Below are 25,950 nucleotides of genomic sequence, written 5' to 3'. Positions count from 1 at the left end.
CTGCCCAGGCGGTTGCGTCGGTCTCGGTGTAAATGAAGCACGCACCTGTTGGTGGTGGTCCTCCCACTCCGTGTAATAGCCGAAGTCCTGATGCCCAGTGTTCCAGGTGATGCGAACCGGGCATTGCAGCATGTGGAGTTCCGGTCCCTGACCCGCAGCCGGGGCATACGTCGTGCGCCGGGCGTCCGTCAAGAATTCCACATTGTCGACGGTCGTAGCATTCCCGGCACGATTGAAGACGTGGGGCAGCTCGTGCTTGATTCGTTCGTCCATGGTGTAAGTGTTGCAGCGGCTGGGAATGCCATCCTCAACGTTCGAACTCGCCCCTTGGGCCGCAGGGGTCTGTGGCGCTTGCGTACTCGGGGCGGCAGCCGCGGAAGACATGCCGATGACCAATGCCATCGCGGCTATGCCTATTTGCAAACGGCAGTTGGTCGCTACGTTCTTAGCTGGTGAGAATTGTCCGTGATCCACTGGGTCCTCCTAGGGAATCCGCCATGTGACAGGTTGGACAACATCATGAGAGGCCGGGCGGAGGGACGTTAATCTCCGCGAAGCCTTTAGTAGCTTACTCCCCCTTCGCCCGGTTATTTCGCTGTGCCCCAGACTTTGGGCGGGTCCGAAAGGCTACTCAGCCGCTCACGCACGCGGCGTTCAGCTTTCTTCGTGCGTAGCCCACAGACCGCATCAAAATCAGCAAGAACATAAGTGCGATGAAGGCGGCATACGCGTACTGGCTCCTTGATACGCCCACACCAAAAGGAAACCAGATACCCGGGACTCCCAGGGTGCTGAGCTCCGGCGCGAACAGTCCGACGCCGACCAGCATCGCGGATAGGGCGGCCAGACAGGTGGAAGGCTTTGCTGATCGGGTCACGCCCAACCCAATAATCCATAGATAGAGCGCGGCGAAAGTCAGGCGAACGCCTTCGACAAGGATGTCGGTGGCTGCCTTGAGGCCGTGGGTTGCTTCCGGCGCAAACCACGGGCGGCCCATGAATGCGAGGACCACGTAGCTCACGGTGAGTACGCTGATGACGTAGCGCAGCCATGATGGCCTGCTCAAGCGAAACCAGTCGCGCCATGCCAACGTCCATGCTGCGAGGTTGAGGGGCTTGAGTAGCACGGCTGTTGCCATGTCATAGCTGCGCAAACTCACAACGTCAGTCCAGTAAAACAGCACCTGATTGACGCGCAGAAGTGCAAGGAGAACCAGCGCAACCACCAGCCAGCAATGGGCGTCATTCGTTCGGCTCGCAATCAGTGCGAGCACCATGAGCGCAAGCAGAACGAATGCGATCGGTTCGATCGCATCTACCACGTAACCCTTGAAGGTTTGCAGCCATTGCACCTGATGCAGACGGTCGATGCCATCGGCATCGCCGATGGTCGGCGCGACATGAATGCCGCCGTTGTCTTCGCCGGCATCGAGGGGATCCATCCATACCCGAAAGGCAATAACGTAAGTTTGCGCACCTGCCGGTGATGAAGCTGGCAGCGGAAATACACGTGGCCGCACGCCGAACACGGTTGGCACCGTACCCGAGAACTCACCTGTTTCGCCGAGCAGCTTTCCGTCTACGTAAAGTTGGTAGGTGGAATCGACCAAGGTCGGCCCGGCCAATGCGAGCGGCGTGCCCTTGTCGCTATCGACGGTGACTCTGATGCGATACCACGCGTAGCCCGTGTACCCCGCATGGCCACGTCGGCTCCATCCGGATACGTAGCCCGGTAATCCGACATCGCCGTCATGCGCGCCTGGTGCAGGCGTAAGGTCGACGGTTTCCCACGCGCTGTCATCGAAGTCGGGTGAGGACCAGCGTTGATCGTCGCCGACATGAAATCGCCACGGTCCGTTGATGGCGATGGTCGAATGACCAAGGGTGATGCGTGCATTGGGTGCGGGCTCTGTCGATGCCAGAGGGCTCCAGAGCATCAGGGCCATCAGCATGTAAATGGAAATCAGAAGCCCTGAGCGTCGCGTCATGCCACTTCCCCTTGGTTCCTCAGGGGAGTCTACGTGACGGCATCGGGACTGAGAACGTTCAAGAGTCTGGTTCCGGAACGATGGTCCTATGATGTGTTGCCGACCGATATCGGGCTGCTGACCGCGCCTCTCTTGGGCGAATCCATCGCCCATCCATGCGCGGCGGGGCCGGGTTCACCCATAGAAAGCATGGAAGTGAACCTGGCCCCGTTTCCTCGTTTCATTCAGGCTGGAGCAAACAGCGCAAGCGCGTGCTCATTAAAACCGTTGACCAGCGCATGCTCGTCCGGGCCGACGTTGGCGCGGAACTGCTTGGCGCCGTCGACCAGGATCTCATCCGCGTCGGTGCCCAGTACCGTCATGGTTTCGGCGATGAACTGATCCAGCGGCATCGCTTGTTCGGCTTCCTGACTGTTCATCAGTTCGGTTCGCACCCACGGCGGGGCGATTTCGAGAACGCGGACACCGGTGTTGCGGAGCATGAAGCGCTGCGACAGCACGTACGAATGAATGGCCGCCTTGGTGGACGAGTAGATGCCGGTAACTGCCATCGGCACGAAGGCAAGCACTGAACTCGTATAGGCAACGACAGCGTTCTTCTTGCCCTTCAGGTGTTCAATGAGTGCCGATGTCATGCGAATCGGCCCAAGCACATTGGTGGTGATCGTTGAGGTCAACACCGCGTCGTCGATTTTTCCGCCCACGTTATCGGGCTGCATGACGCCAGCGTTGTTGATCAACACATTGAGTTCGGGATGATCGGCGATCAGCTTGGCCGCTGCGCGATCGATGCTCGCGGGGTCGGTGATGTCGAGTTCAATCGCTTCCATGCCGGGATTGGCGGCGACCACGGCGTTGAGATGGCTGCGCCGCCGGCCGGCAATGATGACTTTGTTGCCACGCTTGTGCAGGGCTTCAGCGAGTCCGCGGCCGATGCCAGAGCCGCCGCCAGTGATGAAGATAGTGTTGCCGGTGAGTTTCATGAGGATTCTCCTGAGAAGGGATGGGGATCAAGCAGGGAAGTGATTGCCGAACATGGGCAATCCACTCTTGGATTCGGCTTGCGTTGCCTCGTCTTGCAATACGTCCCAATGCTCGGCGAGCTTGCCGTCTTCGATACGCACGACATCCGCGGCGATCCAGGCGGCCGGACGGCCGTGGCCGGAGAAGCGCCCGTGCACGATCACGTAGTCGCCTTCGGCCATGATCAGGTCGTGCTCGTAGTGCAGGGTGTCGGGGATGCTGCGAATCAGATTGAACAGCCCGTCGCGTCCGGGCTCGATGTGCGCGCTGTGCTGGATGTACTTGTTGGACCAGAAGCGTTCGGCAGTGGCGTAGTCACGCTTGTTGAACAGGGTGTGGAACGCTTCGAGGACGAGGGTTTTGTTCTGTTCGGGCGAGGTCTTGGACATGGTCGTTTTCCTCTTCGATGGCTGATGGCTTCGGCAGCGGTGTACCTGGATGCGGGGTGGCGGATGGAGTCGCTTGCGCCCTGCGTTCAACGGCTGCCCTTAGGGGGTTCAATGACAATGGTGATCGCCATTGACGCAGCACAGACTGGACCCGTCGAGATCAAATGTCAATGGTGATCACCATTGTTTTCGGGTATGCTGGCACTCAGCCGCAAAACAGGAGCGAGCCCATGGGCGTCACCAAGCAGCAAGCCGTTGAAAATAAAGAAGCTATTGTGGCCGCCGCCGAAAAGCTGTTTCGGGAGCGCGGGGTGGCCGACGTGGGTCTGGCCGAGCTGACCAAGGCGGCGGGTTTCACTCAGGGCGGCTTCTACAACCACTTCAAGTCGAAGGACGCCCTTGTTGCCGCGGTCATGGAAAAGGCGATGGAAGATGGCGCGGCCCAGCTTCTCGCCGGGCTCGAGGCGTCGAAGGCAGCGAACGCCGACCCCATGAGCCAGCATGCCCAGTGGTATCTGTCGCCGGCGCACCTCGCCAATATCGAGACGGGGTGTCCGTTGACCGCGTACGCCGGTGATGTGCGGCGGCTCGGCGAGGAGGCGCGACAGTCGTATGCGCAGGGATTGGCGTGGAATCTCGATCAGCTTGCGGGTGTGATCGAAGGCGACAACGCGGACGAGAAACGAAAGAAGGCGGTGGTGCTCTTTAGTCAGATGGTTGGTTCACTGGTGCTTTCGCGCGCGGTAGCCGAGGCCGATCCTTCGCTCGCCGACGAGATACTCGAAGAAGGACGCCAGCAATTGCGGCGGGACATCGGCGGCTGAGCAGGGCGGCTTGCTTTACTTGGCGCCGGAACGCAGGCGCCGCCACTGGCCGGGCGGGATGCCCGCGCTGGCGTGAAACACCCGCGTGAAATGACTTTGATCCGCGAAACCACAGGCGAGCGCGATCTCCGGCAACGACAGGGCGCCGCGCTCGAGTAAATGCTTGGCGCGTTCGATCCGTCGCTTCAGTAGGTATCGGTGCGGCGGCATACCCATGGATTGGCGAAAAGCCCGCGCGAAATGACGAGTCGACAAACCGCATTCCACGGCCAGTTGGCCCATGGAGAGATCGCCGTCCAGCGAGGCGTCGAGCAGTTCCATCGCCCGTTGCCGTTGCCAACCGGCCAGTCCGCCCCGTTGAAACGTCATCCGGTCGAATGCGCCGCCATAACGCTGCGCAATGTGCGCTGTCATGGCGAGCGCCATATGGCTGACGATGAGCGCATTGGTTTCCTGTGGCCTCTTCAGCACGGGCCACAGTGCAAGAAACATGTTCCGCAACACCGAGTCGCGCAAGGTCTGGCTCGGTTTCAGTTGCAGCTCGTCAATCCACGGTGACTGCATTTCCTCGGCCACCGCGTTGATGGCGAGCAGTGGCAGGTGGACGTGCAGGATGTGGAACGGATCGCGGATGACGGCGACGGGATTCCGCCGAAGGTCGTGGATCTGGATAACCCCGGCATTTCGTTCAATACCATCGAGATGTCGCCCCTCGGCGAAATACTCCACGCGCGGGCAGTCGATCAGGCGAAGCTGGATGAGAAACGAATCGTCTCGCGGAATGACGGTCGTCAGCTCGTGGGGTGCTTCACCCTGAACCTCACAAAAGGTCACAGCTGACTGCTGAAAAGAGCCGAGTACGAGCCTTGGTGCTTCGGGAAGGCGAAACGCTTGCATGGATCCTCCGGCGTGTGGGGCGGAACCAGCGGCAGCCACCATCGGCGGCAACGTGGGGCATCATAGGCTTCGCGGCGGGTGGGTCAATCCCGCGGGTGTTGGCGCTTGGCGCAAACGATCCAAAGCCGTCCGAATCCTGACATACATCGCATCGGCCTTGGCGGAAGCTCGGGATTGACACAGACCGCATGGATTTCAGCCATGTCCGATCGCCCGCCCTTTGAGCCAGGAAGGACGTCCAGCTATGTCCATCCGGAGTTCAGTGCTTTAGCGACCCATGAGCTGACGGAAGCATTGAACGGCTTGCTGGCTGATTACTTTGCGCTGTTCGTGAAAACCAAAGGGTTTTGCTGGCATGTCACCGGGCCGAACTTCCTCGAGCACCGCACTTTGCTCGCGGCGCATGCGGCCGGCCTGTTCAAAGTAATCGACCCGCTCGGTGAGCGAGTGCGGAAGCTTGGCGGCACATCCCTGTTTTCCGTGGAGGACATCGTTCGCCGTCAACGCATCTCAAAAAGTCAGGTGACGGACATCAGTGCGCAGCGCATGTTCGCCGTGCTTCGCGACGACAATCAGCAGTTGCTTTGCTGCCTGCGCGAAGCGCACGGACTGTGTGACGGCTACGGTGATGTGGCGACGATGAGCCTGCTGGGTGTGTGGATCGATGAGGCCGAAGCGCGCTTGTGGCATCTGCATGATTCGAGTGGCGCTATCGATTCTGCGATGCCTTCCTTGAGTGGCGGGATTTCCCGCATGCCGGACCGGGATAGTGAAGGCGGCTCATGACGCCTTTATCAAAAGTATCTTTGCGCCCATAAAAAAGCGGACACCCTGAGGTGCCCGCTTTTTTGGATCGTTGCCTCTCTGTCGTAGCGCGAAGAGAGGCAGCGTTGGCGAGGCATTACATGCCGATCGCGGTTTCCGCCTTCACGTACGGCAGGTTGTGAGCCTGGGCCACCGGCTCGCAGGTCACCTGACCTTCGCTCACGTTGAGGCCGTTGCGCAGGTGCACGTCCTGCTGCAGCGCCTTCTTCCAGCCGTTGTTGGCCAGAGCGAGGGTGAAGGGCAGGGTCACGCTGTTGAGCGCGAAGGTGGAGGTGCGGGCCACGGCGCCCGGCATGTTGGCGACGCAGTAGTGCACCACGCCGTCGACCACGTAGGTCGGGTCGGAGTGGGTGGTGGCGTGCGAGGTTTCCACGCAGCCGCCCTGGTCGATGGCAACGTCCACGATGACCGAGCCCGGCTTCATGGTGCGCACCATGTCGTGGGTCACCAGCTTCGGCGCAGCAGCGCCCGGCACCAGCACGGTGCCGATCAGCAGGTCGGCGCGACGCACCAGCTCTTCGATGGCCGAGCGGGTGGAGAACACGGTGGAGATGGCGGTGCCGAACTGGGAGGCCAGGCGCTTGAGGGCGTCGGCCGAACGATCGACCACGGTCACCTTCGCGCCCATGCCCACGGCGATGGTGGCTGCATGGGTGCCGGACACGCCGCCACCCAGGATCACCACTTCAGCGGCCGACACGCCCGGTACGCCGCCGAGCAACACGCCGCGGCCACCCTGAGCCTTTTCGAGCGAGTGCGCACCCACCTGCGGAGCCAGACGGCCGGCCACTTCGGACATCGGCGTCAGCAGCGGCAGCGAGCCGTTGGGCGCGGTGACCGTTTCATAGGCAATGCAGATGGCGCCGGAGTTGATCAGGTCGTGGGTCTGCTCGGCATCCGGAGCGAGATGCAGGTAGGTGAAGAGAATCTGGCCCTTGCGGAGCTTCTTGCGCTCGACGGCCAGCGGCTCCTTCACCTTCACGATCATGTCGGCTTCGGCAAAGATCTGGTCGGCGCTGTCGATGATGGAGGCACCCGCCGCGACGTAGTCGGCGTCGGTGATGCCTGCGCCCAGACCGGCGCCAGCCTGCACCATCACCTGGTGGCCGTTGTGCACCAGTTCCTGCACGGACGACGGGATAAGGCCCACGCGGTATTCGTGGTTCTTGATTTCTTTCGGCACACCGATGCGCATGGCTTGAATGCTCTCTAGGTAGGGAAGGTTTTCGGGCCCGATGGGGTGGGCGCCGGTGCAGCAGTATGATTGAGATATCAAGCAATAGCGTGCTGATTTAACGCCGCCAAGGGCTTGGATGTAGAATATCTGGCGACTTTCACCCTCAATCGTGAAATTTTATGCTGCATCCAGAAACCACCCTCGACGACCGTGATCGGGCAATCCTGCGGCTGCTCCAGCAGGACGGGCGACTGACCAACCTGGAGCTGGCGCAACAGATCAATTTGTCCCCCTCGGCGTGCCTACGCCGCGTGAAGTTGCTGGAGGAGCGGGGACTGATTTCGCGTTACGTGATGCTGGTGGACGAGAAGGTGGCGGGCCTTCCGGGCACGGCGTTTGTGCTGATAACGCTGGACCAACAGGGACGCGCGGCGCTCGATGCGTTCGAGGCGGCCATTCAGGACCATCCGGAGGTGACGGAGTGCTGCTTGTTGGCCGGCGCCGCCGATTACATGGTGCGGGTGGCCTATGCGGATTCGGCGGACTTTGAGCGTATCCACACGGAAATCCTGACTCAGTTGCCCGGTGTGGTGCGGGTGCAGTCGACGCTGGCGTTGCGCACGGTGAAGAAGACGACGGCGCTGCCGGTGTGAGGGGTGCTTAGGGGCGCTGCGGAGTTGCTCTAGATGCTGGCGTCGCTTGTTGCTACCTCACCGTTTGTTGGTATCCCACCGTTTGTTGGTACCTCACCGTCATTCCCGCGAAAGCGGGAATCCAGCGCCTTTCGGCCTGGCGTAGCGCCTAAAAGGCACTGGATCCCCGCTTTCGCGGGGATGACGGTGAGGAAAAAACTAGACGATACGAAGATTTTCAACAGGCACAGCGTGGCCCCGCGAGGGCTGCGAAGGCGCCCCCGCTACCCACCGTCGCCGGGCTCGCTCGTTCGATGGTTCGCCAACCACACGGCATGATCGGCTGGTGTGTCGATATCAAGCGCGGCGGATGGCATCGCACAGGTGTCGACCGCATCGGCGTGACGCTTGAGCACCTGCCGTGCGCCCTCCGACCCACTCAGCGCGCCAAGCTCTTCAATCATGCCGGCCGGAAAAATGCACGGCGGGCCGGTGTGGCCATCGTAGTAGGCGGCCAGGATGCGATCGGGCCTATGAGCTTGTTGCTCAAGCATCGTATGCAGGTCGGCCGCCTGAATGGCCGGCTGATCGGCAAGCAGCACCATCACCGCCCGTAGCGAAGGTGAGTGCTTCAAGGCCGCCCTGACACCGCAAGCCAGTGAGCCACCCATGCCGCCGGACCAGTCGGGATTGTGGACGAGATGGATGTCCAAACCGCTCAGGCTTTCGAGCACTTGCTGCGCGTGCGCGCCGACCACCACGACGACGGGTGCAAGACCCGCCGCCAGGGCCGTGACGGCGGCGCGTCGGACCATCGGCAAGCCATCGATCGAAAGCACCTGCTTGGCGGAACCGAAGCGGCTGGCGTTACCTGCGGCGAGAAGCACGACACCGGTGTCCATGGTCTTGTGCATCACGGGTGAATAGGGCGCTGCGTGTGGGATAGCGGCCCGCCCTGGCGGCCACTGCGGAAGGCGAGGATTTCCGCCGCAATCGCTACGGCAATCTCCTGTGGCGTTTCCGACCCGATATCCAGGCCGGCCGGCACGTGCAGGCGGCCGTTGGCCTGAGGGAATGCGGCTTTGATTTGCGCTGCGCGCTGGCGCGAGCCAATCACGCCCAGGTAGCTCACGGGTGTTTGCAGTAACGCGCCGAGGTAAGCGATATCGCGCTCAAGCCGATGGGTCATCACGACGGCGGAGGTGGTGTTGTCGAGCATCAGTTGGGATGCAAGCAATGACGGCGGAGCAATGATATGCCGCGCACCCTCGGGCAGGTTTGCCATGGGTTGCGAGGGATCCACCAGCGTCGTTTCCCAACCAAGCTGGAGAGAAAGTTCGGCCAGCAGGTGTGCGCCCGCACTGTCACCGACGATGACCAGCGAATGCGGCGGCCCCAGCGATTCGAGCAGCAGGTCGTACGTTTTGCCCTGATGCACCACCTGCCGGCGGGATGCCGGTGCGCCGAAAGGCATGGAGGCAAGTTCGCTGTCGATGAGCTGTCGAAGCGCACTGTCGGCAATGTCGTTCCAGAGGTCCCGAGTGCCGCGCAGCAAGCGTTGGGGACGCGGCGACAAGGGTGCGTCATCCATCGCATACAGGGTCACCAGCGTGCCGCGCTGACGGGAGGCACGCAGTGTGGCGACGGCTTCAAGAAAGCGAAGGTCGTCGCCGGCACGCAAGGGCTCGATAAGGACCTGCAGCTCGCCGCCGCAGCCGGTTTCGATCATCACGTCGTAGTTGGAGTTACGCCCGTACGCCACGAGCGCAGGCTGGTCGTTTTCCATGACCTGTTGGGCGCGCAAGGCAATATCGCGCTGGGGACAGCCGCCGGACAGTTCGCAAATCAGGCGCCCGTCGCGCAGCACCAGCATGCTTGCACCGGCACGACGGAAGGTGGAGCCCTGCGTTTGGGTAATGGTGACCAGGGCTGCTTCCACCGAGCCGCGCACCGATGCCAGCGCCATGGCGGCCCGGTAGAGCGGCTCGAACTCCTGGGTGACGTTCATGGCTGGCCTTTGCACGTGGTTCGAGCGCGATGTTCGGTCATCAGGGGGCTGAAACGCCAGCGGATCGTGAGCCGGGCAAACTGCAGCATCTTCACTTGTATTTTCGTCGGCATGAGTCAACATGCAGCCTTGCGAATGCGGCCTTGTGAGCTGCACACAGCGCGGGAAACGACGATTCTGCGTCTACGCCCTTTTGCGGCCTTAGATGCGGGATGATGAAAATCCTATGCGAGGGAGATCCGCATGATTGTTCTTACCATCAACGGTCAGGACAGGCAGATCGATGCACCCGACGAGATGCCCCTGTTGTGGGTGCTGCGCGACATCGTCGGTTTGACCGGCACCAAATTCGGTTGCGGCATCGCCCAATGCGGTGCATGCACTGTGCATCTGGATGGCCAGCCGGTGCGCTCGTGCGTGTTGCCCGTGGCGAGCGCCGTAGGCAAGAAAATCACGACGATTGAAGGCATCGGCGCCACCGACATCGGCAAGCGCGTGCAACAGGCGTGGCTGGGCATCGAGGTGGTGCAGTGCGGTTACTGCCAGAGCGGACAGATCATGTCTGCCACGGCCTTGCTTGCGGAGAAGCCTTCGCCGACCGACGCGGATATCGACACGGCCATGTCGGGCAACCTGTGTCGTTGTGGCACGTATGTACGCATTCGCGCGGCGATCAAGCAAGCCGCCACAGGTCAGGCCACGTTGCCGCAAACCATCGCCTGAGGGTTTGACCGGCACGTTCATCGTTTATCGATCGAGAGACCGTCATGACTTCATTCGTCCGTCCCGCTCACGATGATGCCGATCTGCCAAACCCTTCCCGGCGAGAGCTGCTAAAGCGCGGCGGGTTGGTGGTGGCGTTCATGTGGCTGGGTGGCGCCACACGCGTGCTGGGCCTGGATAACAGTACGCGCATTGGCGAAAACCATCCGCTGTTCGCCCCCAATGCCTTCGTGCGAGTCGGCAACGATGGCAGCGTGCAGCTGGTCATGCCGAATGTGGAGATGGGGCAGGGCGTTTACACGGCGCAGGCGATGTTGCTGGCCGAAGAGCTGGATGTCGGGTTGGACCAGATCACCGTCGAACATGCACCGCCGAACCGCAAGCTGTATCTCAATCCCTTGCTCGGTGATCAGGCCACGGGTGGCTCGACCACGGTGCGGTACTGCTGGACTGCGTTGCGCGATGCCGGCGCGGCGGCTCGCTACATGCTGGTGAACGCAGCTGCGCAGCGCTGGAAGGTAGACCCCTCGCAATGCACGGTGGCTCGTGGGGTGGTTACGCATGCGCCCACCGGTCGCACGTTGCCGTACGGCGAGCTCGCCGATGCGGCGGCCAAGGTAACGCCACCCGAGAAGGCACCGCTGAAAGATCCTAAGGATTTCCAGCTCATCGGCAAGCCAATGCGCCGGGTGGATAGCTCGGGCAAGGTGGATGGCTCGCTGATTTTTGGCCTGGATGTGCGCGTGCCGGGCATGAAGATCGCCACTGTGCGTGCGTGCCCTACGTTTGGCGGACGCCTCGCCTCGGTCGACGACTCGCATGCGCGCAGCATTCCCGGTGTGTTGAGAGTTCTGAAGATCGACAACGCTGTCGCGGTGGTCGGCGAACATTACTGGGCGGCCAAGCAAGGGCTGGATGCGTTGGTTATCCAATGGGATCGCGGGGCCAACGCACATCTCAGCACGGAGCAATTCTTTGCTGACATGGCGCATGCGTCTGAACATGGCAAGCCGATTGTGGCCAAAGAGGTGGGGCACCCTGACGGTGCGAAAGGCAAAACCATCTCGTCCACTTATGAACTCCCGCTGCTCGCACACGCCACCATGGAGCCCATCAATGCGCTCGTGCATGTAAGGCCTGATGCGTGCGATGTCTGGGTCGGCTCGCAGGTGGTGGCGCGCTGCGCCGACATCGCTGCGAAAGTGACCGGATTGCCACCGGAAAGCATCACCATCCATAACCAATACCTCGGTGGCGGCTTCGGGCGTCGCCTGTTCGAAGAGTCGGTGGGGCAGGCCGTGGCGTTTGGAAAGCAGGTGGACTATCCCATCAAGGTCGTGTGGACCCGCGAAGAAGACATTGCGCAGGACTGTTATCGCCCGGCGTATTACGACCGAATTTCGGCTACGCTGGACGACAACGGCAAGCCCGTGGCGTGGACCCATCGCACCACCGGTGCATCGGTGCTGGCCTCATTTGCGCCGCCTGCCATGGGCAAGAACGGTCTCGATCCGGATCTGGTGGAATGCGCGGCCGACTTGCCCTACGCCATTCCGAATTTGCGTTCGGAATGGGTGCGCCATGATTTTCCGGAGGGCATGAGAGTCGGCTGGTGGCGCGGCGTCGGGCCCACGCACAACGTCATGGTCGTCGAGAGTTTTGTGGACGAACTCGCTCACGCCGCCGGCAAGGACCCCGTGGCGTACCGCCGCGAGATCCTTGGCGAAGATCCGCGTGTGCGCGGTGTGCTCGATCTGGCCACCGAGAAAGCCGGCTGGGGGAAGGAAACACTGCCGCCGCGCCACGGTCGTGGTATCGCGCTTGCCGCTCCCTTTGGCAGCTATCTCTGCGTGATCGTCGATGTAGAAGTCTCGCCACAGGGTGTCGTCAGCCTCAAGCGCGCTGTCGCTGCGGTCGATTGCGGCATCGTGGTCAATCCGAACACAGTCGAAGCGCAGATTCAGGGCGGGCTGGTATTTGGCTGGAGCGCTGCGCTCTACAGCGGCATCACCCTGAAGCAGGGCGCTGTCGAACAGCGCAACTTCAACGACTACCGTGTCATGCGCCTCAACGAGACGCCGCCGATCGAGGTGCATATCGTTCCGAGCAAGGAGAAACCCGGCGGCATCGGCGAGCCCGGTACCGTCATGGCCATGGCGGCGCTGACCAACGCTATTTTCGCCGCCACTGGCGTGCGCCTCAGAAAGCTGCCCATCGACACCTCGTTGCTGGTGAAGGACAAGGGCGCCCTCAACGAGGTGCTTTCGGCAACGGCGCCGGTGGATGGTGCGCCGGCTAATGCGAGGAACCTCTCATGAAGATCGGGCGCGCGCTTGGCCGGGTGGTCGGCATCGTCGTGTTGGCGGCGATCATCTTCGGCGGCTATGCATTCATGACGGCGAGCCATACCGGCGACGAGCGCACGGCTCAGACGCAAGGCACCGGCACACCGCCGGATCTCGCTGTCAAGGAAGTGCTTGCCCGCGGCGAATACCTCGCGCGCGCCGCCGATTGCGCGGCGTGCCATACGGTGCCCGGAGGGGCGGACTTTGCGGGCGGTGTAGCGTTCAAGCTGCCCTTTGGCACGCTCTATTCGCCCAATATCACGGCGGACAAGGCGACCGGCATTGGTGACTGGAGCGACGAGGATTTTGTTCGCGCCATGCATGCCGGCGTCGATAAGGAAGGCCATCTGTTGTATCCGGCGTTCCCGTATACGTCCTACACGGCGCTGAGCCGCGACGACATTCTGGCGATCAAGGCGTATCTCTTCAGCCTGCCGGTGGTGCAATCGCCGGCACGTGCGAATGACCTTTCGTTTCCGTACAACCAACGCTGGGCGCTCAGCCTGTGGAACGTGATGTTTCTCAAAAAGGAGCGTTTCCAGCCCGAGCATGGCAAGTCTGAGGCGTGGAATCGCGGCGCGTATCTGGCAACCGCCCTGGGGCATTGCAGCGAGTGCCATACGCCGAGAAATGCGGCGTTTGCCATGAAAGACGGCGAAGCGCTGGCTGGCGAGGAGCTGCAAGGCTGGCGGGCCTACAACATCACGTCCGACAAGACGCATGGCATTGGCGGGTGGAGTGATCAGGAGCTTGCTGATTATCTGTCCAAAGGGCATGTTGCAGGACGCGGCACGGCTTCCGGGCCGATGGGCGAAGTGGTGGAACACAGTCTTCAGTATCTGACACCCTCCGATATCTCGGCGCTGGTCACCTATCTTCGCGATGTCAAACCGCAGCCCATCGGTGCGCCCGTATCATCGGGTCAGCCCGGCAACACGGTGGCGGCGAGCGGTACCGAAGCAGGTCTTGGCGAGGAGCTGTTTGTCGGCGCGTGCGCGAGTTGTCATCTCGACAACGGGCAGGGACGTCAGACCGACTATGCGGCCTTGATGGGTACGCGGGCGGTGAGTGATCCACATGCCACCAATCTCACGCAGATCATCCTGCATGGCTCGCAGTTGAATGTGGGGCACCAACCGGTCTCCATGCCGTCGTTCGGCCAGGCGTATTCCGATGCGGAAATCGCCGCGCTCTCCAATTACATCGTCAAACACTTTGGCGGACAGCAGGGTGCGCTGAGCGCGGCGGATGTGGCAGCGCGGCGGTAGCGCGGTGGATCAAGGGCTGAGGAAGGTGGGCAGCAGATCGCCTTCGACGATGTGAAGCGCTTCCTGCTCGGTCAGGTTGTTGCCCACCACCAGATCGGAGTGTCTGGCCGCGTCGAGCAGCAGGCTTTTGAGGTCGTCGGGTGAAAGTACGTTCTTGGCGATCAGCTTGCGTACCAGTGCCCGTAGAATGAGGGGCTCGATGTCACCCTGTCCGAGATGCATGGTGTTCGCGTTCATAAGATGATTTTCCGCGAGAGTGGCTGCGCGACCAACGTACCGCGGCGCACCGCGGAAGAACGTGAATGCGCCACCCTCCCAGGGAACGCCATGCCGCCTCTGGCGGGTGGTGCGAGTCGCAAGCTACGCCCGTCAGTTCCGATGATAAGTGCCACGCCATGATCGTACGCCCCCACAATGCCCACTCCGTGTTCACCCTGCTGTTTGCGCTCAAGGGTTCGATCATTCCGGTCATCTGGCCGCGCGTGCTGTACACCATGCTGCTGTCGCTGGCGGTGGTGATTGCAGAGCAGCGAGGCGTGAGTCTCCAGTTCTCGCTGAATGCGGCTTTTCTCACCTTGCTCGGGTTGACGCTGGCCATTTTTCTCGGCTTTCGAAATACGGTGGCGTATCAGCGTTGGTGGGAAGGGCGCACCCTGTGGGGTGATCTGGTGATCTCGACCCGCAACCTCACACGTCAGGCCCTGGCGTTCATGCCCGGATTGGCGGCGGCTCAGCAGCGCGAGCTGGTGCGCCACCTGATCGGCTTTACGCATGCCTTGCGGCACCATCTGCGCGATACGAACGCCGACATGGATCTGCAGAAATGGTTGCCGCCCGCGGTGTGTGCCGCTGCCATGGCATCGCCAAACCGTCCGAACACCATTCTGGGTGCCATTGGCGATGCGTATGCGCGAAGCGCGCGTGAGGCCGGAACCGACAGCATGTTGCTTGCCTCGATGGATCGCGAGATCAATCAGCTGTCCCACGTGCTTGGCGGCTGCGAACGGATCAAGAACACGCCGATCCCGTTCGCTTACATCTTGCTGCTGCATCGCACGGTACACGTCTACTGCTTCATCTTGCCGTTTTGCCTGTTCGGAACATTGGGTTGGCTGACACCCGTTGCTGTCGGCATATTGGCGTATACGTTTTTTGGTCTGGACGCCATTGGTGCGCAGATCGAAGATCCATTCGATCTGCTGCCCAATGATCTGCCGCTGGATGCGATAAGCCGGGGGATTGAAATCAATCTCTGCAGCCTGCTCGGCGATACCGACCTGCCGGAGCCCTTGCAAGCCAAGCATGGCGTGCTTTTCTAGTGCTGAGCACGGCGCCTGATGCAGCGAGTCGGTAACGCGCCCTTTGAGATCACCGATATGGCAAAAAGAAGGCCCCTTATGGGGCCTTCTTCAACAACGGCCGATACTCAGCGCGATTGCATGGCGACCGCCGGCTGGCTCCCGACCTTCTTCGCCGCATCCTCGATCAGTGCCGCGACCACCTTGGGGTTGGACACGTAAATGGCGTGACTGCCCTTGGTCTCCTTGACCGTTGCATTGGCTCGCTTCGCCATCGAGCGCTGTGCGGCCACCGGGATCATGTGGTCATCGGTGACCACCAGATACCAGCTCGGCTTGCTCTTCCACGCCGGCTGCGTAATGGCGCCTGCCAGCGCGCTCACGCCCCACGGAACCTGCGAGTTCGCCATAAACGCGGCCTTCTGCGGCGGCACGTCGGCAGCGAACGACGCGGCAAACTTGTTGCTGTCCAGCAGCAGGAATCCGTCTTGCGGCGGCAGGATCGGCGGCACAGGCGCGCCCGGCGGCGGGTCCTTGATAAGCGATTGCACCGACTCGCCAGCGTCCGGAGCGAACGCGGTGATGTAGACCAGCGCCTTGACGTTGGGCGCGTTGCCGGACTCCGTAATAACCGCGCCACCGTAAGAGTGGCCGACCAGAACGACGGGGCCGTTCTGCTTCTCAAGCGCGCGCTTGGTGAACGCGACGTCATCCGACAATGAGGTGGTCGGGTTCTGCACAATCGTCACGTCATAGCCGTCGTGCTTGAGGATGTTGTACACCCCCTCCCAGCCCGAGCCGTCGACGAAGCCACCATGGACGAGTACAACGGCAGGCTTGGCATCGGCCGCCAAAGCCGACGCACCACCCATGAGCATTGCGCCGCCAACGACGGCACCCGCCAGGTATTTACCGAGATTCATAAACGAAACTCCTGCAGCGCGACATGGTGTGTACGGCCAACGGCGCTGCTGCGCTGTCCGCACGTGGCCCATTTGAGGTGCCCGGTATTCCTGCGACGCGGCAAGTGGTGCCTGGTGTGGCTTACGCCCCCGCGACGCTAGTGTTTTCCCTGCCGGTTATCGGGTCTTGCCTGAAAGGGACTGCCTTTTTGTTGAAAGGGGACAACGTTCGGTGGCCATGAACACCATGGCGCCGGGTAGGGCGTTGGAGGTCTGTGCGAGGTGGTGGCTTTGCATCGCCATCGGGTCCCGCGTTGGGGACAAGCTTGCTAGGCCCAGGCCTGGACTGGCATCGGTCAAATATCCGATGCCGGCACGGCGCAAGACCCCCGTAGACTTTTCTGACACACCCAACGGGGCTATAACCTGCTGAATGAGCGACACGTGTGCTGTATCAGTACTGGAAGCCATCCGGACGATTGCTTTCGTCGGCGATCTGGCCATGGGTCAGCCGACCGATCATTCGTGGCGCGCAAGTTGCCTGGCCCGACGACTCGCCCGGGTCACTGGAGGCAGTGACGAGCTCTGCGCGGAAGCATCGATCGTGGCCTTGCTCCGCTGGTCGGGCTGCACCGCGAATGCGCACGAGTTTGCTCAGTTGTTTGGCGACGATGTGGCGCAGCGCGAGTCGCTGCTCGCCTTACCGTCATCCGGGAGCGGTTTTCGCCAAAGCACCCAGGAGAACGTCGCCGCATTTTTTGCACTGTCCAAAATTCATTGTGAAGTGGCCGGGGATATTGCGGGTCTACTCGGCCTCAGCGAGTCCACACAATTCGCGCTGAGGCATCTGTTTGAAAGTTTTGATGGCCACGGAGCGCCTGACGGACTGGCAGGTGACGCGGTTCCGCCTGCCGTTTATCTCGCGGCGGCTGCAGGTGATCTGGAGATCTTCCATCGCATTTATGGTCTGCAGCAGGCCTGCTATCTGATCGGTCAGCGAGCGGGCCGCCAGTATCCGCACCACGTGGCGGAGGCTGCGATGGCGCATGCGCGAGAGTGGCTTATGGAGCTGGAAGCCGATGGGGCGCATGAAGAAGCACAGTTCTTTGCGCATTCATTGCCGGCAACGAGGGCGCCGCTGGAGGTTCTGGCGGATGTGGTCGACCTTAAGTTGCCGTGGCTGACTGGGCATTCACGGCTTGCGGCAACCCTCGCGCGGGATGCCGCACGGCGGCTGGGTCTGAACGAACGTATGCAGCAGCGGCTCTATGGCGCCGGGCTGATTCATGGCATCGGGCGGACGGCCGTGCCGAACATGATCTGGGATACCCCCGCGAAACTTTCCGAGTCCGCGTGGGAGCGTGTGCGCCTCGTGCCTTACTGGACATCGCGCGCGGGAAAGTTGCTTCGGTCGCTGGAAGATGAAGTTCGGCTTGCGTCGTTCGCCTACGAGCGGCTGGATGGCTCCGGTTACTTCCGTGGATTGACGGCGCCTGACATCCCGCTGGAAGGCCGCATTCTGGCGGCGGCTGTTGCGATGGCCGCGCTTCGCGGACCACGCCCATGGCGCGATGCTTTCACATCGCGTCAGGCGGGCGAACTGCTTTTGGCCGAAGCAAACAACGGGCGCTTTGAAAAGAGCGTCGTGCGGGCACTGCTTCCTGAGGAACAACAAGGATTGATGGCTAAACCGGCAACGTTCTCAGCCCCCTCCATACTCACCGATCGTGAAAGGGAAGTGCTTCGCTACATAAGTCTTGGCGCAAGCAATAAAGCGGTCGCGCTCAAGCTGTCGATAAGCGCGAGTACGGTTCGCACGCATGTCGAGAGTGTGTTTCGCAAACTGGAGTGCACCACCCGCGCCGCCGCGACATTGAAAGCCGCACAGCTTGGCCTGCTTGAGCCGGTGACACTACCGGATGAACGTCTCAAAGAGTTCGGAAGTTAGATGGGCGCGCGCTATCTCAACGGGATGTCATGACGGCATGGCGTCGAGGAACACGTAAAGCGCCGCGATCTTTCCGTCCCGGACAATGATCACATCCAGCCCCGTATAGTCAGGTGCCGCACCGCGCGGACCCGAGCCCCAGCCGAGGCGGCCGGCATTGTGCAGGGCCTGAGGTTCGCCATGGGGTGTATAGGCAAAGTGAGGATGCGTCGCGCGAAGATCGCCTGCAAATTTGTCCAGGGCATCCCGCCCGACAAAAATGCCATTGGGTACGTAGAGTGCGCAGTCTTCGGTATAGAGCTCGTCGATGGCAGCCCGGCGGCGCGCGGCATCGCCTTCGCCAAAGACTTCCTGCAGATTGCGATAGAGCAGTTCATGGATACGGTTGGTCACGGTATGTCTCCTGGATGGACGTGATATCGGTGGGGTAGGACGTTGTGGGGTGCTGCTACGCGGCGAGGGCGAGCGTCTTTCCGATGGCCTTGACGACTGCGGGACGCGCCGAAATGTCGTCATACCAACGCGTCACGAGCGGGAACTTGTCGAGCGATGCGCCCACGGCCTGGTGGCGCCACACCCAACCGAAGTGAGCGATGTCTGCGATGCTGTAGGTGTCGCCGGCAGCGTACGGATGGTGCTCGAGGCTGTGATTGAGCAGCCCCAGCACGCGATCGACTTCCGATAGCGCGTTTGACCTGGCCTCCGCCGGTGGCGACGGCTGCATGGAAACGAGGAATGCCTGCAAAAACGCCGGACTCAGGCCCGAGGCGTGAAAGAACAGTTGTTCGAACACCTTGTTGCGATGGGCACCATGCTTCGGCAGCAGCTGCCCGGATTTTTCCGCGAGGTAGACCAGGATCGCCGCAGATTCGCTGATCACTGTATCGCCGCCTGGTGCGGAGCGGTCGATGAGCACCGGCACTTTGGCGCCGGGATTCAAGGCTCTGAACGCGTCAGTTTTCTGTTCGCCCCGCCGCAGATTGACCGGAACGAGTCGATAGTCGAGTCCCATTTCTTCCAGTGCGATGGGGACTTTGACGCTGTTGGGTGTGGCAAAGGCAAGTACTTCAAGCATGGTGGTGCCCTTTACTGGCGGAGAGAACACTGGAGCGACGGAAGTCGCTCCAGTCGGGTTGTCAGGAGCGGCGGCCGTCGAGGCTCAGCGGACCACCGCCAAAGGCGACCACATGCAGAAGACCTCCAGCCATCGCGACGTTCTTGAAGAAATGGATGAACTGGTCCTGGTCACCGAAGTTGTGGTGAAAGAGCGCCGCGGTTGCGAGCGCAAATACGAAGAGAACGCTTGCAACGATGCGCGTGCGGTAGCCGAGCAAAAGGGTGATGCCGCCGACGAGCTCAACGAGCACCGCCAAGCCGAAACCGATGGATGGCAGCGGCAGCCCGACCGACTGGATATAGCCGATGGTCATGGCCGGGGCGGCGAGCTTTGAAAGCCCGGCAAGGATGAACAGAGTGCTGATCAACGCGCGGCCAATGGCCGGAACGATGGTGGTGAGGGCGCTGGGGAGGGCCGAGGGGAGGACCTCGGTTGCAGCATAGGTCTGGTTGCTCATACGAATATCCTCAGTGATTGATCGCCGTTGGCGGCGGGGTTTGACGGAGACCAATCTATGGCGGCATGCTTGTTTTCGAAATAGAAATGAATGCAAACCATCGTTGCAGGATTGTCGATGTCGAAGCTGCCAGATTTCGAAGGGCTCGCGATGTTCGCGAAGGTCGCGGAGGAGGGATCGTTCGCCGCCGCGGCCACTGCCATGGGCGTCTCGGTCGCCACGGTTTCCCGAGCCGTCACCCGGCTGGAGGAGCGATTAGGTGGACGGCTGTTCAACCGGACGTCGCGACGGCTCGCACTCACCGACTACGGCCACGCGCTTGCCGAGCGCGCTACAAAGATCTGTGCCGATGCGGAAGAGGCCGAAGATTTTGCGCGCGAAACCTCAAGCCGGCCGCGCGGCCTGGTGAAGCTCGCGGCGCCGCTTTCCTTTGGCACTCGCTGGGTCGCTCCGTTGCTTCCTGAATTCTTTCGGGCCTATCCGGAGATCTCCGTCGACCTTCATCTCACGGATGCCCATGCGGACCTGATTGGCGAAGGCTTCGATGCGGCGCTTCGCATCGCGGTCATGGAAGACTCATCACTGGTTGCGCGACTCATCGCTCCCGTGCGCCGATTCATCGTGGCGTCTCCCTCCTATCTGTCACGCCACGGTCGTCCGCAGCATCCGCATGAGCTGGCTGCTCATCAGTGCGTCAGTTACGCCAATCGGAGTAAGCGCGATATCTGGCGCTTTACCCACCCGGGCGGCGAGGAATGCACCGTTGCACCCACCGGTGTCTTGCGAGGGACGAGTGTGGAAGCGTTGTTGCCCACGGTGCTCGCGGGATTGGCGGTGGCGGAGCTCCCGGAATTCGTCGCAACGCCTTATTTTCTGGACAAACAGCTCGAACCGATTCTGGCCGACTGGCGTCTGCCCGAGGGAGGCCTGTACTTCGTGACGCCTACCGCCCGCACACGGCCGGCGAAAGTCACGGCGCTCGCTGAGTTCTTCATATCGAAGCTCAGCGAGGCCGAGTGGAGTGCGAAAAAACTTATCGGTTGGAAGTCACCAGGCCGGCGCAGGAAATAGTCCGGTCAGCGAGATCATTCTTCGGGAGCGGCTGGTGGGCGCGTTGGCGCCGGCGCCGCAGGCTCAACAATATGCCCTTCCGCTTCATTGGCAGGAATCGATGAAGCATCGTCTGCGGTGATGACTGGCTCCGGCGACGGAGCATGTGCGAGCGATGGAAACGTCATGCTCGGAAAGACGTCATCGCGGCGAATCAATGCGTGATACAGCGCGGCGCCCATGTGCCCCAGAATGGTGAGGAACAGCAGATAAGCAAGATAGCGGTGCGTCAGGCGCAGCCAGGCAAACACCTCACCGTTGGCCGGCAACAAAGGCGGCAGGTGCCATGCGCTTCCCAGCATGACCGGATAGCCGCCGGCCGACAGCATGGCCCAGCCAACCAGAGGCATGGCCAGCATCAGTCCGTACAGTACCCAGTGGGATGCGTGCGCGACGAACTGCATCAACGCCGGCATATCAGCGGGCAGGGCGGGTGGCTTGAAGCGCAGTCTTACGCACAGGCGCAGTAGCACCAATACAAACAAGGTGGCGCCGAGTGGCCTGTGAATGGCCAACAGCCATTGATGTTTGCCGGAGACGGTCGTGACCATGCCGACACCGATGAACAGCATGGCGAGGATCAGCACGGCCATGGTCCAGTGCAGCAGGCGTGCCAGCGGATGGAAGGCGTGTGGCGCGTTCATCACGGGTGCTCCTGCCTGGACGGGTCTGCATGAGCAGCGCCGGGGACATGCGCTTCCTCACCGGTGCGGCGCAGATAGGAGTCGGCATAGGCGGCGGATCGTGCAGGAAGCAACGGATCGCCAGACACTTCGATGCCATCGGGCAGCACGGTCGGATCGTAGTTGATGTCGCGGCAAGGGCCGCTTTCTTGTGCCTGCTCGCTCTCGATGACCAGCGTGCCCACATCAAGGGTCTTTCGATCCGCAGGCCACACCTTGGTGGCGTCGTCGACAGGGTCATCGGGCGCGGCCAGCGTCACCATCAGATGCCAACGCAGCGGACCCGCGGCGAGGCGTGTGCGCAGATCGTTGGCCAGATAATCCGTGTCGCCCGCGGGGCCCGGCGCGGCGTCTTTTGCTTCCGGCACCACCTGCCAGCGCACTGCGTGACGCACACCCTTCGCTTCGACAAAGTAGAACGCATTCAGTCCGCTGTAGCTCTCGGTGGCGTAGCTGGCCGACGGCTTTGCTGTCTTGACCCAGGCAAGAAACGCGGCCGTTTCGGGGTGTTGGCCAAAGAACGCTTTGAGGCGGCTGGGGTCGGGCTTGCCGGTGGCCGGGTCGGGCTGGCTCGCCTGCAGTTGCTCATAAAACGCCTGTGGCGTCGACACCGGAAACACCGGCATGCTGTTCATGCCGGTGCGCCACTGCTGGCCGTTGGCCAATGAAAAGCGCAACGCCATGCTGCGTATCGGCACGCTGCCATCCGGCGCATACGGATTGCCGCCGGGAACCGCAAAGCGCCCGACGAACGGCGTGCGGCCCGCAGTGAACACTTCGGACCGCGAAAATTCCGATCCCGCGCCATTGCCCTCGAAATAACCGGCCACGCAAATGCCCTTGGCGTGGTTGCGGCGATAGCCGGGGTGGACGCCGCCGTTGTGCTGCAAGGCATCGACGATGCGCTGCGCTGTCAGCCGTTTTGGGGCCAGCCATCCGCCCACATAGCCAAAGGCCACCGCAAGCAACAGGACGGCAGAGCCGATGGCACACCAACGCCAGAGGAGGTGTTGAGGCTTGGGGGCGGGTTCGGACATGTGCGCTCCAGTGGGCGAGGGTACCCAACTATCTTCGCTGCACGTAGCCGAAGGTTACGTCACGATGAGGCAGTGCCGGCCTTCACCTCCGGCACCGCTTTCAGGGAGCCCTTGAGAGCACCGCCACTGTCATGACATGCCGAAGCTATGCCGTCCGCGTGGATGGTAAGCCGCGCGGCAGGGCACACTCAGCTGCCATTCGGTGCCGTACGGGCGCAAGCGCCGCAAGGAAAGTTTTGCGCCCAGGCGTACGGCGCGTTCGCGCATACCTACGACGCCCCAATGGCCCGACTCGGCTGCCGCCTTCAGTGCGTCTTCGTCGATGCCGATGCCATCGTCGGTAATGCGTACGCGCAGTGCGCGTTGCTCATAGTCGACATGCACATCCACATGGCTGGCCTGCGCGTGCAGGAAGGCATTGCGAATCGCCTCGCGGACAATGTCCAGAATCTCGTCGCGGGCGCTGGCAAGGATGTGTCGTGGCTGTCCATCGGTCGTCATGCGAAACGTCACTTGCGGGTGAAACGAGGCCAGATCCTCGCCGACCGCCAGAATCGACTGCACCAGTTCGTTGTACCGGGGTGGCTCGCCCCGCAACGCAATGATCTTGCCGCGGCCTTCGATCACCATCTCCCTGGCCTGATCGATCGATGCCTTGAGAACATCGTCATGGGTTTCGTTTCTGGCTGGCGTGGCCATCAGCGCCTGCAGGCGAAGCAATAGTCCCTGCACGCCCTGAAGCAGGGTGTCGTGAATCTCCCTGGCAATACGCTCTCGCTCGTTCATGCGCTCCGTCAGCTGCAGGTGCACGCGGTCTGCGGCCAGCCGCGTGCGCCAGATGAAGAACGCAACAATGAGCGCTACAAAGCTGAGCAAGCAAAAGGCGTAGAACCATGCCGACTGGTAGAACCAGGGTGCGATGGTCAGGCGGGTTTCTGCACCTTGCGTGTTCCAGATGCCGTCGTCGTTGGCGGCGATGACTCGGAAGCGATAGGTCCCCGGGCCAAGATTGGAATAGAACGCCTCGCGCCGGTTCCCGGCGTCCTGCCAGCCGGTATCCGCACCGTCGAGCCGATAGCGGAAATGCACGCGATCGGGAATGGCCAGGCTGGCCGCGCTGTAGCGTATCTGCAGATTGGTAGTGCCCTTGGGCAGATCGATCTGGCTACCGGCGGGGTAATGCTTGCCGTTGGCGACCATATCGACAATGGCTACCGGTGGCGGCAGGGGGTTCTCGCTCAAGATGCCGGGTTCGATCCATGCCGGGCCTTGATTGGTGAGAAACCACAGCCGCTGGTCTCCGTCGGCCAGGGTGGTAGGTAGCACCGCCGCTTGTTTGGCGATGCCGGGCAGCCCATCGCGGTAATCAAACAGGCGATAGACAGGACGATGGCTTTGCTCCCCGAAGCTTTCCGATGCCTCGGCGGCGTCGATGCGCACCACGCCTTTGCCGGTGTTGAGCCACAGGTCACCGTTAGCTGCACGCTCGATGCCGGTGATGCCGCTGAAAGCATCGTCGTCGGCTACGTTCATCGTGGCGATATGGTGGTCGCTCCACCGGGCAAGCCCTTGTTCGCCGCCAATCAGCACATCGTTGCCACGCGCGTCGATGGTTGTGACGGTGCCTACGTGCAGGCCGTTCGCTTCGGTGAACAGCTGCGCGCCGCTGTCGTCGAGCCGCACAAGGCGGTTGCCGGCATAGCCGATCCAGAGCGCATGGTGGCTGTCGCTGGCCAGTGATGTAGGGGTTTCATGGGCGACAGCGGCAATGGGTATCACCTGTTGCCACCGGCCTTCCTGCAAGTGGTACAGACCGTGCTCGGCAAGCGCCATCCAGGGCTGGTCCCGGCTGTCAAAGGCGAACGCGTTGACGCGGGTGATATCCGGCGAGACAGGCCAGTCGGTGGCATTCAGTACATTGCCGTGCAGCCAGTAGAGATGGCTTCTGCCGACCACCCATAGATCGCCTGCGCGATTGAACAACATGCCATCCGCGTCATGCAGGTCGCGCCGCACCACCTTGCCCTCATCGCCATCGAATCGGAACAGCGTGCCGCCATTGGCGATCCACACCGCGCCCGTGGCATCTCTGGCCATCGCGTAGTTCGCTGCCGTGCCGGGCAAGACCAGTGCGGGGGTCTGAAAACTGTTGTGATGAAAACTGGCCAGGCCCATGTTGGTGCCGACCCATACTGTTCCCTCCGCATCCTCCAGCATGGGCACGGCGCGCTCGGAAACGAGCCCATTGGTGCGGCCGATCACTTCCGCAAAGTCGCCGGGGCGCAGCGAGCGCCCAGTAGCGAGCTGTTTCACCGAGGCCACGCGGTAGATGCCGCCTTTGTCGACGCAGGTGCCCCACAAATTGCCGTAGCGATCGAACAGCAGGCGATTGGCCCAGGCGAATTCTGTCTCAGCCGGGCGCTCGCGAGCCGAGCTTTCGGGGTGCTCGGCAGTGAGCCCGGGCAAGGCGCGCGTGCCATGCAGGTGATCGGAAAGCCAGAGTGTGCCGTCCGGGGCCTGGGCAACGATGCCGTATTTGGCGACGGGCTGATCTGTGCGCTGAAAGTGCCGCTCCCCCGGGCGGAGGTACATCAGCGACTCGCCCGTGGTGACCCAGAGTGTGCCGTCGCGCCCCACGATGAGCCAGTCCGCTCGTTCCGTCGGGTAAGCCCAGTCAGCGCCCGCGGTCTGCCACCGGGTGCCATCGAATCGCGCAAGGCCGCCTTCGGTGGCGGCCCACACGGTGCCGTCGGGGGTCTGGGCGAAGGCCAGCACCATGCCGCGTGGGAATCCGTCCCGCTCGGCATAGTGGTGCAGGTGGCCGTTCCGCATGACGCTGGCGCCGCCGTAATAGAAACCCATCCACAGCGACCCGCCGTCCAGCGTGGCCAGGGCCGTGATGTTGTTGGACGCGAAGCGCTCGCCGGCGGGTGGCTGAAAGCGCTCAAAGCGGAAACCGTCAAAGCGATAGAGTCCGCCGCCTGTTCCCAGCCACAGGTAGCCGTCCTTGCCCTGGGTCATGGACCAGATATCGGCGGGCGTGCCCGTTTCGGTCGTCCATAGCCGGTGGCGAAAGCCCGGTGAGTCGCTGGCCTGACTTGCCATGGAGGCGCACGCCAGCACCGTTGCAGCCAGCAATGACAAGGTGCGACGGCCGGCAAAGGCGAGCCATCCGAGCATCGGCATAAGGTTCCCAGGAAGTGCACATAGCATGGTGCGTCGTAACAGTTTGCAGCATATCCTTCTGCGCGCGTCCACCATAGGTATCGCCGCGTGAACACAGATTCACCCGAATGGGCA

The 25,950-nt window shown here is 62.0% G+C and carries 24 protein-coding genes; 9 read left to right on the top strand and 15 right to left on the bottom strand.

Translation table 11 applies throughout. The features are described 5' to 3' along the window. Positions 1 to 631: 631 nt before the first annotated feature. The 3 genes from OQE56_RS03530 to OQE56_RS03520 all read right to left on the bottom strand — a co-directional run bounded on the left by OQE56_RS03530 (position 632) and on the right by OQE56_RS03520 (position 3,399). Entirely contained in the window at positions 632 to 1,987 is a 1,356-nt protein-coding gene (locus tag OQE56_RS03530) for a glycoside hydrolase family 2 (protein ID WP_267221586.1), read from the bottom strand. Positions 1,988 to 2,211: 224 nt separating this feature from the next. Beyond that, positions 2,212 to 2,970 carry an SDR family oxidoreductase gene (locus OQE56_RS03525; protein ID WP_267221584.1) on the bottom strand — a complete coding sequence of 253 codons (759 nt, stop codon included), beginning with the start codon at positions 2,968 to 2,970 and terminating at the stop codon, positions 2,212 to 2,214. A gap of 27 nt (positions 2,971 to 2,997) precedes the next feature. Beyond that, complete coding sequence (locus OQE56_RS03520) at positions 2,998 to 3,399, bottom strand: nuclear transport factor 2 family protein (RefSeq protein WP_267221582.1); 402 nt, start codon at positions 3,397 to 3,399, stop codon at positions 2,998 to 3,000. A 230-nt stretch (positions 3,400 to 3,629) separates the two neighbouring features. On the opposite strand from OQE56_RS03520, the gene OQE56_RS03515 reads away from it, so the two are divergent. Further along, a complete protein-coding gene (locus tag OQE56_RS03515; protein ID WP_267221580.1) occupies positions 3,630 to 4,223 on the top strand; it encodes a TetR/AcrR family transcriptional regulator in 594 nt (197 codons plus the stop codon). Between the two features lie 15 nt (positions 4,224 to 4,238). Here OQE56_RS03515 and OQE56_RS03510 read toward each other — a convergent pair whose 3' ends face one another. After that, positions 4,239 to 5,120, bottom strand: coding sequence for an AraC family transcriptional regulator (locus tag OQE56_RS03510; RefSeq protein ID WP_267221579.1), 882 nt, complete (start codon positions 5,118 to 5,120; stop codon positions 4,239 to 4,241). Positions 5,121 to 5,321: 201 nt separating this feature from the next. Between OQE56_RS03510 and OQE56_RS03505 the strand changes: the two genes are divergently transcribed. Further along, entirely contained in the window at positions 5,322 to 5,906 is a 585-nt protein-coding gene (locus OQE56_RS03505) for a Dps family protein (RefSeq protein ID WP_267221577.1), read from the top strand. A 115-nt stretch (positions 5,907 to 6,021) separates the two neighbouring features. Here the strand turns inward: OQE56_RS03505 and ald are convergent, their stop codons facing one another. Next, positions 6,022 to 7,140 (bottom strand): alanine dehydrogenase, encoded by a 1,119-nt coding sequence (gene ald / locus OQE56_RS03500; protein WP_267221575.1) that lies wholly within the window; start codon positions 7,138 to 7,140, stop codon positions 6,022 to 6,024. A gap of 161 nt (positions 7,141 to 7,301) precedes the next feature. Between ald and OQE56_RS03495 the strand changes: the two genes are divergently transcribed. Next, entirely contained in the window at positions 7,302 to 7,775 is a 474-nt protein-coding gene (locus tag OQE56_RS03495) for an Lrp/AsnC family transcriptional regulator (RefSeq protein WP_267221573.1), read from the top strand. Positions 7,776 to 8,038: 263 nt separating this feature from the next. Here the strand turns inward: OQE56_RS03495 and OQE56_RS03490 are convergent, their stop codons facing one another. After that, positions 8,039 to 8,656 (bottom strand): nucleotidyltransferase family protein, encoded by a 618-nt coding sequence (locus OQE56_RS03490; protein WP_267221572.1) that lies wholly within the window; start codon positions 8,654 to 8,656, stop codon positions 8,039 to 8,041. Positions 8,657 to 8,667: 11 nt separating this feature from the next. Further along, positions 8,668 to 9,762: an XdhC family protein gene (locus tag OQE56_RS03485; protein WP_267221570.1), complete on the bottom strand. Its 1,095-nt coding sequence runs from the start codon at positions 9,760 to 9,762 to the stop codon at positions 8,668 to 8,670. 243 nt (positions 9,763 to 10,005) lie between these two features. Between OQE56_RS03485 and OQE56_RS03480 the strand changes: the two genes are divergently transcribed. The 3 genes from OQE56_RS03480 to OQE56_RS03470 are packed head-to-tail and all read left to right on the top strand — an operon-like array spanning position 10,006 to position 14,098. Next, positions 10,006 to 10,485 carry a (2Fe-2S)-binding protein gene (locus OQE56_RS03480; RefSeq protein ID WP_267221568.1) on the top strand — a complete coding sequence of 160 codons (480 nt, stop codon included), beginning with the start codon at positions 10,006 to 10,008 and terminating at the stop codon, positions 10,483 to 10,485. A 44-nt stretch (positions 10,486 to 10,529) separates the two neighbouring features. Then, positions 10,530 to 12,803 (top strand): xanthine dehydrogenase family protein molybdopterin-binding subunit, encoded by a 2,274-nt coding sequence (locus tag OQE56_RS03475; protein ID WP_267221566.1) that lies wholly within the window; start codon positions 10,530 to 10,532, stop codon positions 12,801 to 12,803. After that, the gene (locus OQE56_RS03470; protein WP_267221564.1) at positions 12,800 to 14,098 is read left to right on the top strand and encodes a c-type cytochrome; all 1,299 of its coding nucleotides are present in this window, start codon (positions 12,800 to 12,802) and stop codon (positions 14,096 to 14,098) included. The genes OQE56_RS03475 and OQE56_RS03470 overlap by 4 nt, the downstream gene beginning before the upstream one ends. Positions 14,099 to 14,107: 9 nt before the next feature. Here OQE56_RS03470 and OQE56_RS03465 read toward each other — a convergent pair whose 3' ends face one another. After that, a complete protein-coding gene (locus OQE56_RS03465; RefSeq protein WP_267221562.1) occupies positions 14,108 to 14,335 on the bottom strand; it encodes a hypothetical protein in 228 nt (75 codons plus the stop codon). A 158-nt stretch (positions 14,336 to 14,493) separates the two neighbouring features. Between OQE56_RS03465 and OQE56_RS03460 the strand changes: the two genes are divergently transcribed. After that, positions 14,494 to 15,417: a bestrophin family protein gene (locus OQE56_RS03460; RefSeq protein ID WP_267221560.1), complete on the top strand. Its 924-nt coding sequence runs from the start codon at positions 14,494 to 14,496 to the stop codon at positions 15,415 to 15,417. Positions 15,418 to 15,524: 107 nt separating this feature from the next. Here the strand turns inward: OQE56_RS03460 and OQE56_RS03455 are convergent, their stop codons facing one another. Next, positions 15,525 to 16,319, bottom strand: coding sequence for an alpha/beta fold hydrolase (locus tag OQE56_RS03455; RefSeq protein WP_267221558.1), 795 nt, complete (start codon positions 16,317 to 16,319; stop codon positions 15,525 to 15,527). A 412-nt stretch (positions 16,320 to 16,731) separates the two neighbouring features. Here OQE56_RS03455 and OQE56_RS03450 point away from each other — a divergent pair, with 412 nt between their 5' ends. Next, entirely contained in the window at positions 16,732 to 18,246 is a 1,515-nt protein-coding gene (locus tag OQE56_RS03450) for an HD domain-containing phosphohydrolase (RefSeq protein ID WP_267221557.1), read from the top strand. Between the two features lie 27 nt (positions 18,247 to 18,273). Here OQE56_RS03450 and OQE56_RS03445 read toward each other — a convergent pair whose 3' ends face one another. The 3 genes from OQE56_RS03445 to OQE56_RS03435 all read right to left on the bottom strand — a co-directional run bounded on the left by OQE56_RS03445 (position 18,274) and on the right by OQE56_RS03435 (position 19,820). Beyond that, positions 18,274 to 18,639, bottom strand: coding sequence for a nuclear transport factor 2 family protein (locus tag OQE56_RS03445; protein ID WP_267221555.1), 366 nt, complete (start codon positions 18,637 to 18,639; stop codon positions 18,274 to 18,276). 55 nt (positions 18,640 to 18,694) lie between these two features. Next, positions 18,695 to 19,321 (bottom strand): glutathione S-transferase family protein, encoded by a 627-nt coding sequence (locus tag OQE56_RS03440; RefSeq protein ID WP_267221553.1) that lies wholly within the window; start codon positions 19,319 to 19,321, stop codon positions 18,695 to 18,697. Positions 19,322 to 19,382: 61 nt separating this feature from the next. Next, the gene (locus OQE56_RS03435; RefSeq protein WP_267221552.1) at positions 19,383 to 19,820 is read right to left on the bottom strand and encodes a DoxX family protein; all 438 of its coding nucleotides are present in this window, start codon (positions 19,818 to 19,820) and stop codon (positions 19,383 to 19,385) included. A gap of 117 nt (positions 19,821 to 19,937) precedes the next feature. On the opposite strand from OQE56_RS03435, the gene OQE56_RS03430 reads away from it, so the two are divergent. Beyond that, on the top strand, positions 19,938 to 20,891 hold the full coding sequence (locus OQE56_RS03430; RefSeq protein ID WP_267221550.1) for a LysR family transcriptional regulator: 954 nt from the start codon (positions 19,938 to 19,940) through the stop codon (positions 20,889 to 20,891). A gap of 14 nt (positions 20,892 to 20,905) precedes the next feature. Here the strand turns inward: OQE56_RS03430 and OQE56_RS03425 are convergent, their stop codons facing one another. The 3 genes from OQE56_RS03425 to OQE56_RS03415 form a co-directional block, all read right to left on the bottom strand. Further along, entirely contained in the window at positions 20,906 to 21,574 is a 669-nt protein-coding gene (locus OQE56_RS03425; RefSeq protein WP_425601589.1) for a cytochrome b, read from the bottom strand. Continuing rightward, on the bottom strand, positions 21,574 to 22,650 hold the full coding sequence (locus tag OQE56_RS03420) for a catalase family peroxidase (RefSeq protein WP_267221548.1): 1,077 nt from the start codon (positions 22,648 to 22,650) through the stop codon (positions 21,574 to 21,576). Before OQE56_RS03420 ends, OQE56_RS03425 begins: the two co-directional genes overlap by 1 nt. Positions 22,651 to 22,779: 129 nt before the next feature. Beyond that, the gene (locus tag OQE56_RS03415) at positions 22,780 to 25,830 is read right to left on the bottom strand and encodes a sensor histidine kinase (RefSeq protein ID WP_267221546.1); all 3,051 of its coding nucleotides are present in this window, start codon (positions 25,828 to 25,830) and stop codon (positions 22,780 to 22,782) included. Between the last annotated feature and the right edge of the window lie 120 nt (positions 25,831 to 25,950).

The sequence above is a fragment of the Dyella silvae genome, assembly GCF_026421305.1.
In the GTDB taxonomy this organism is placed as follows: Bacteria; Pseudomonadota; Gammaproteobacteria; order Xanthomonadales; family Rhodanobacteraceae; genus Dyella; species Dyella silvae.
This window is presented reverse-complemented; position numbering and strand designations above follow the sequence as displayed.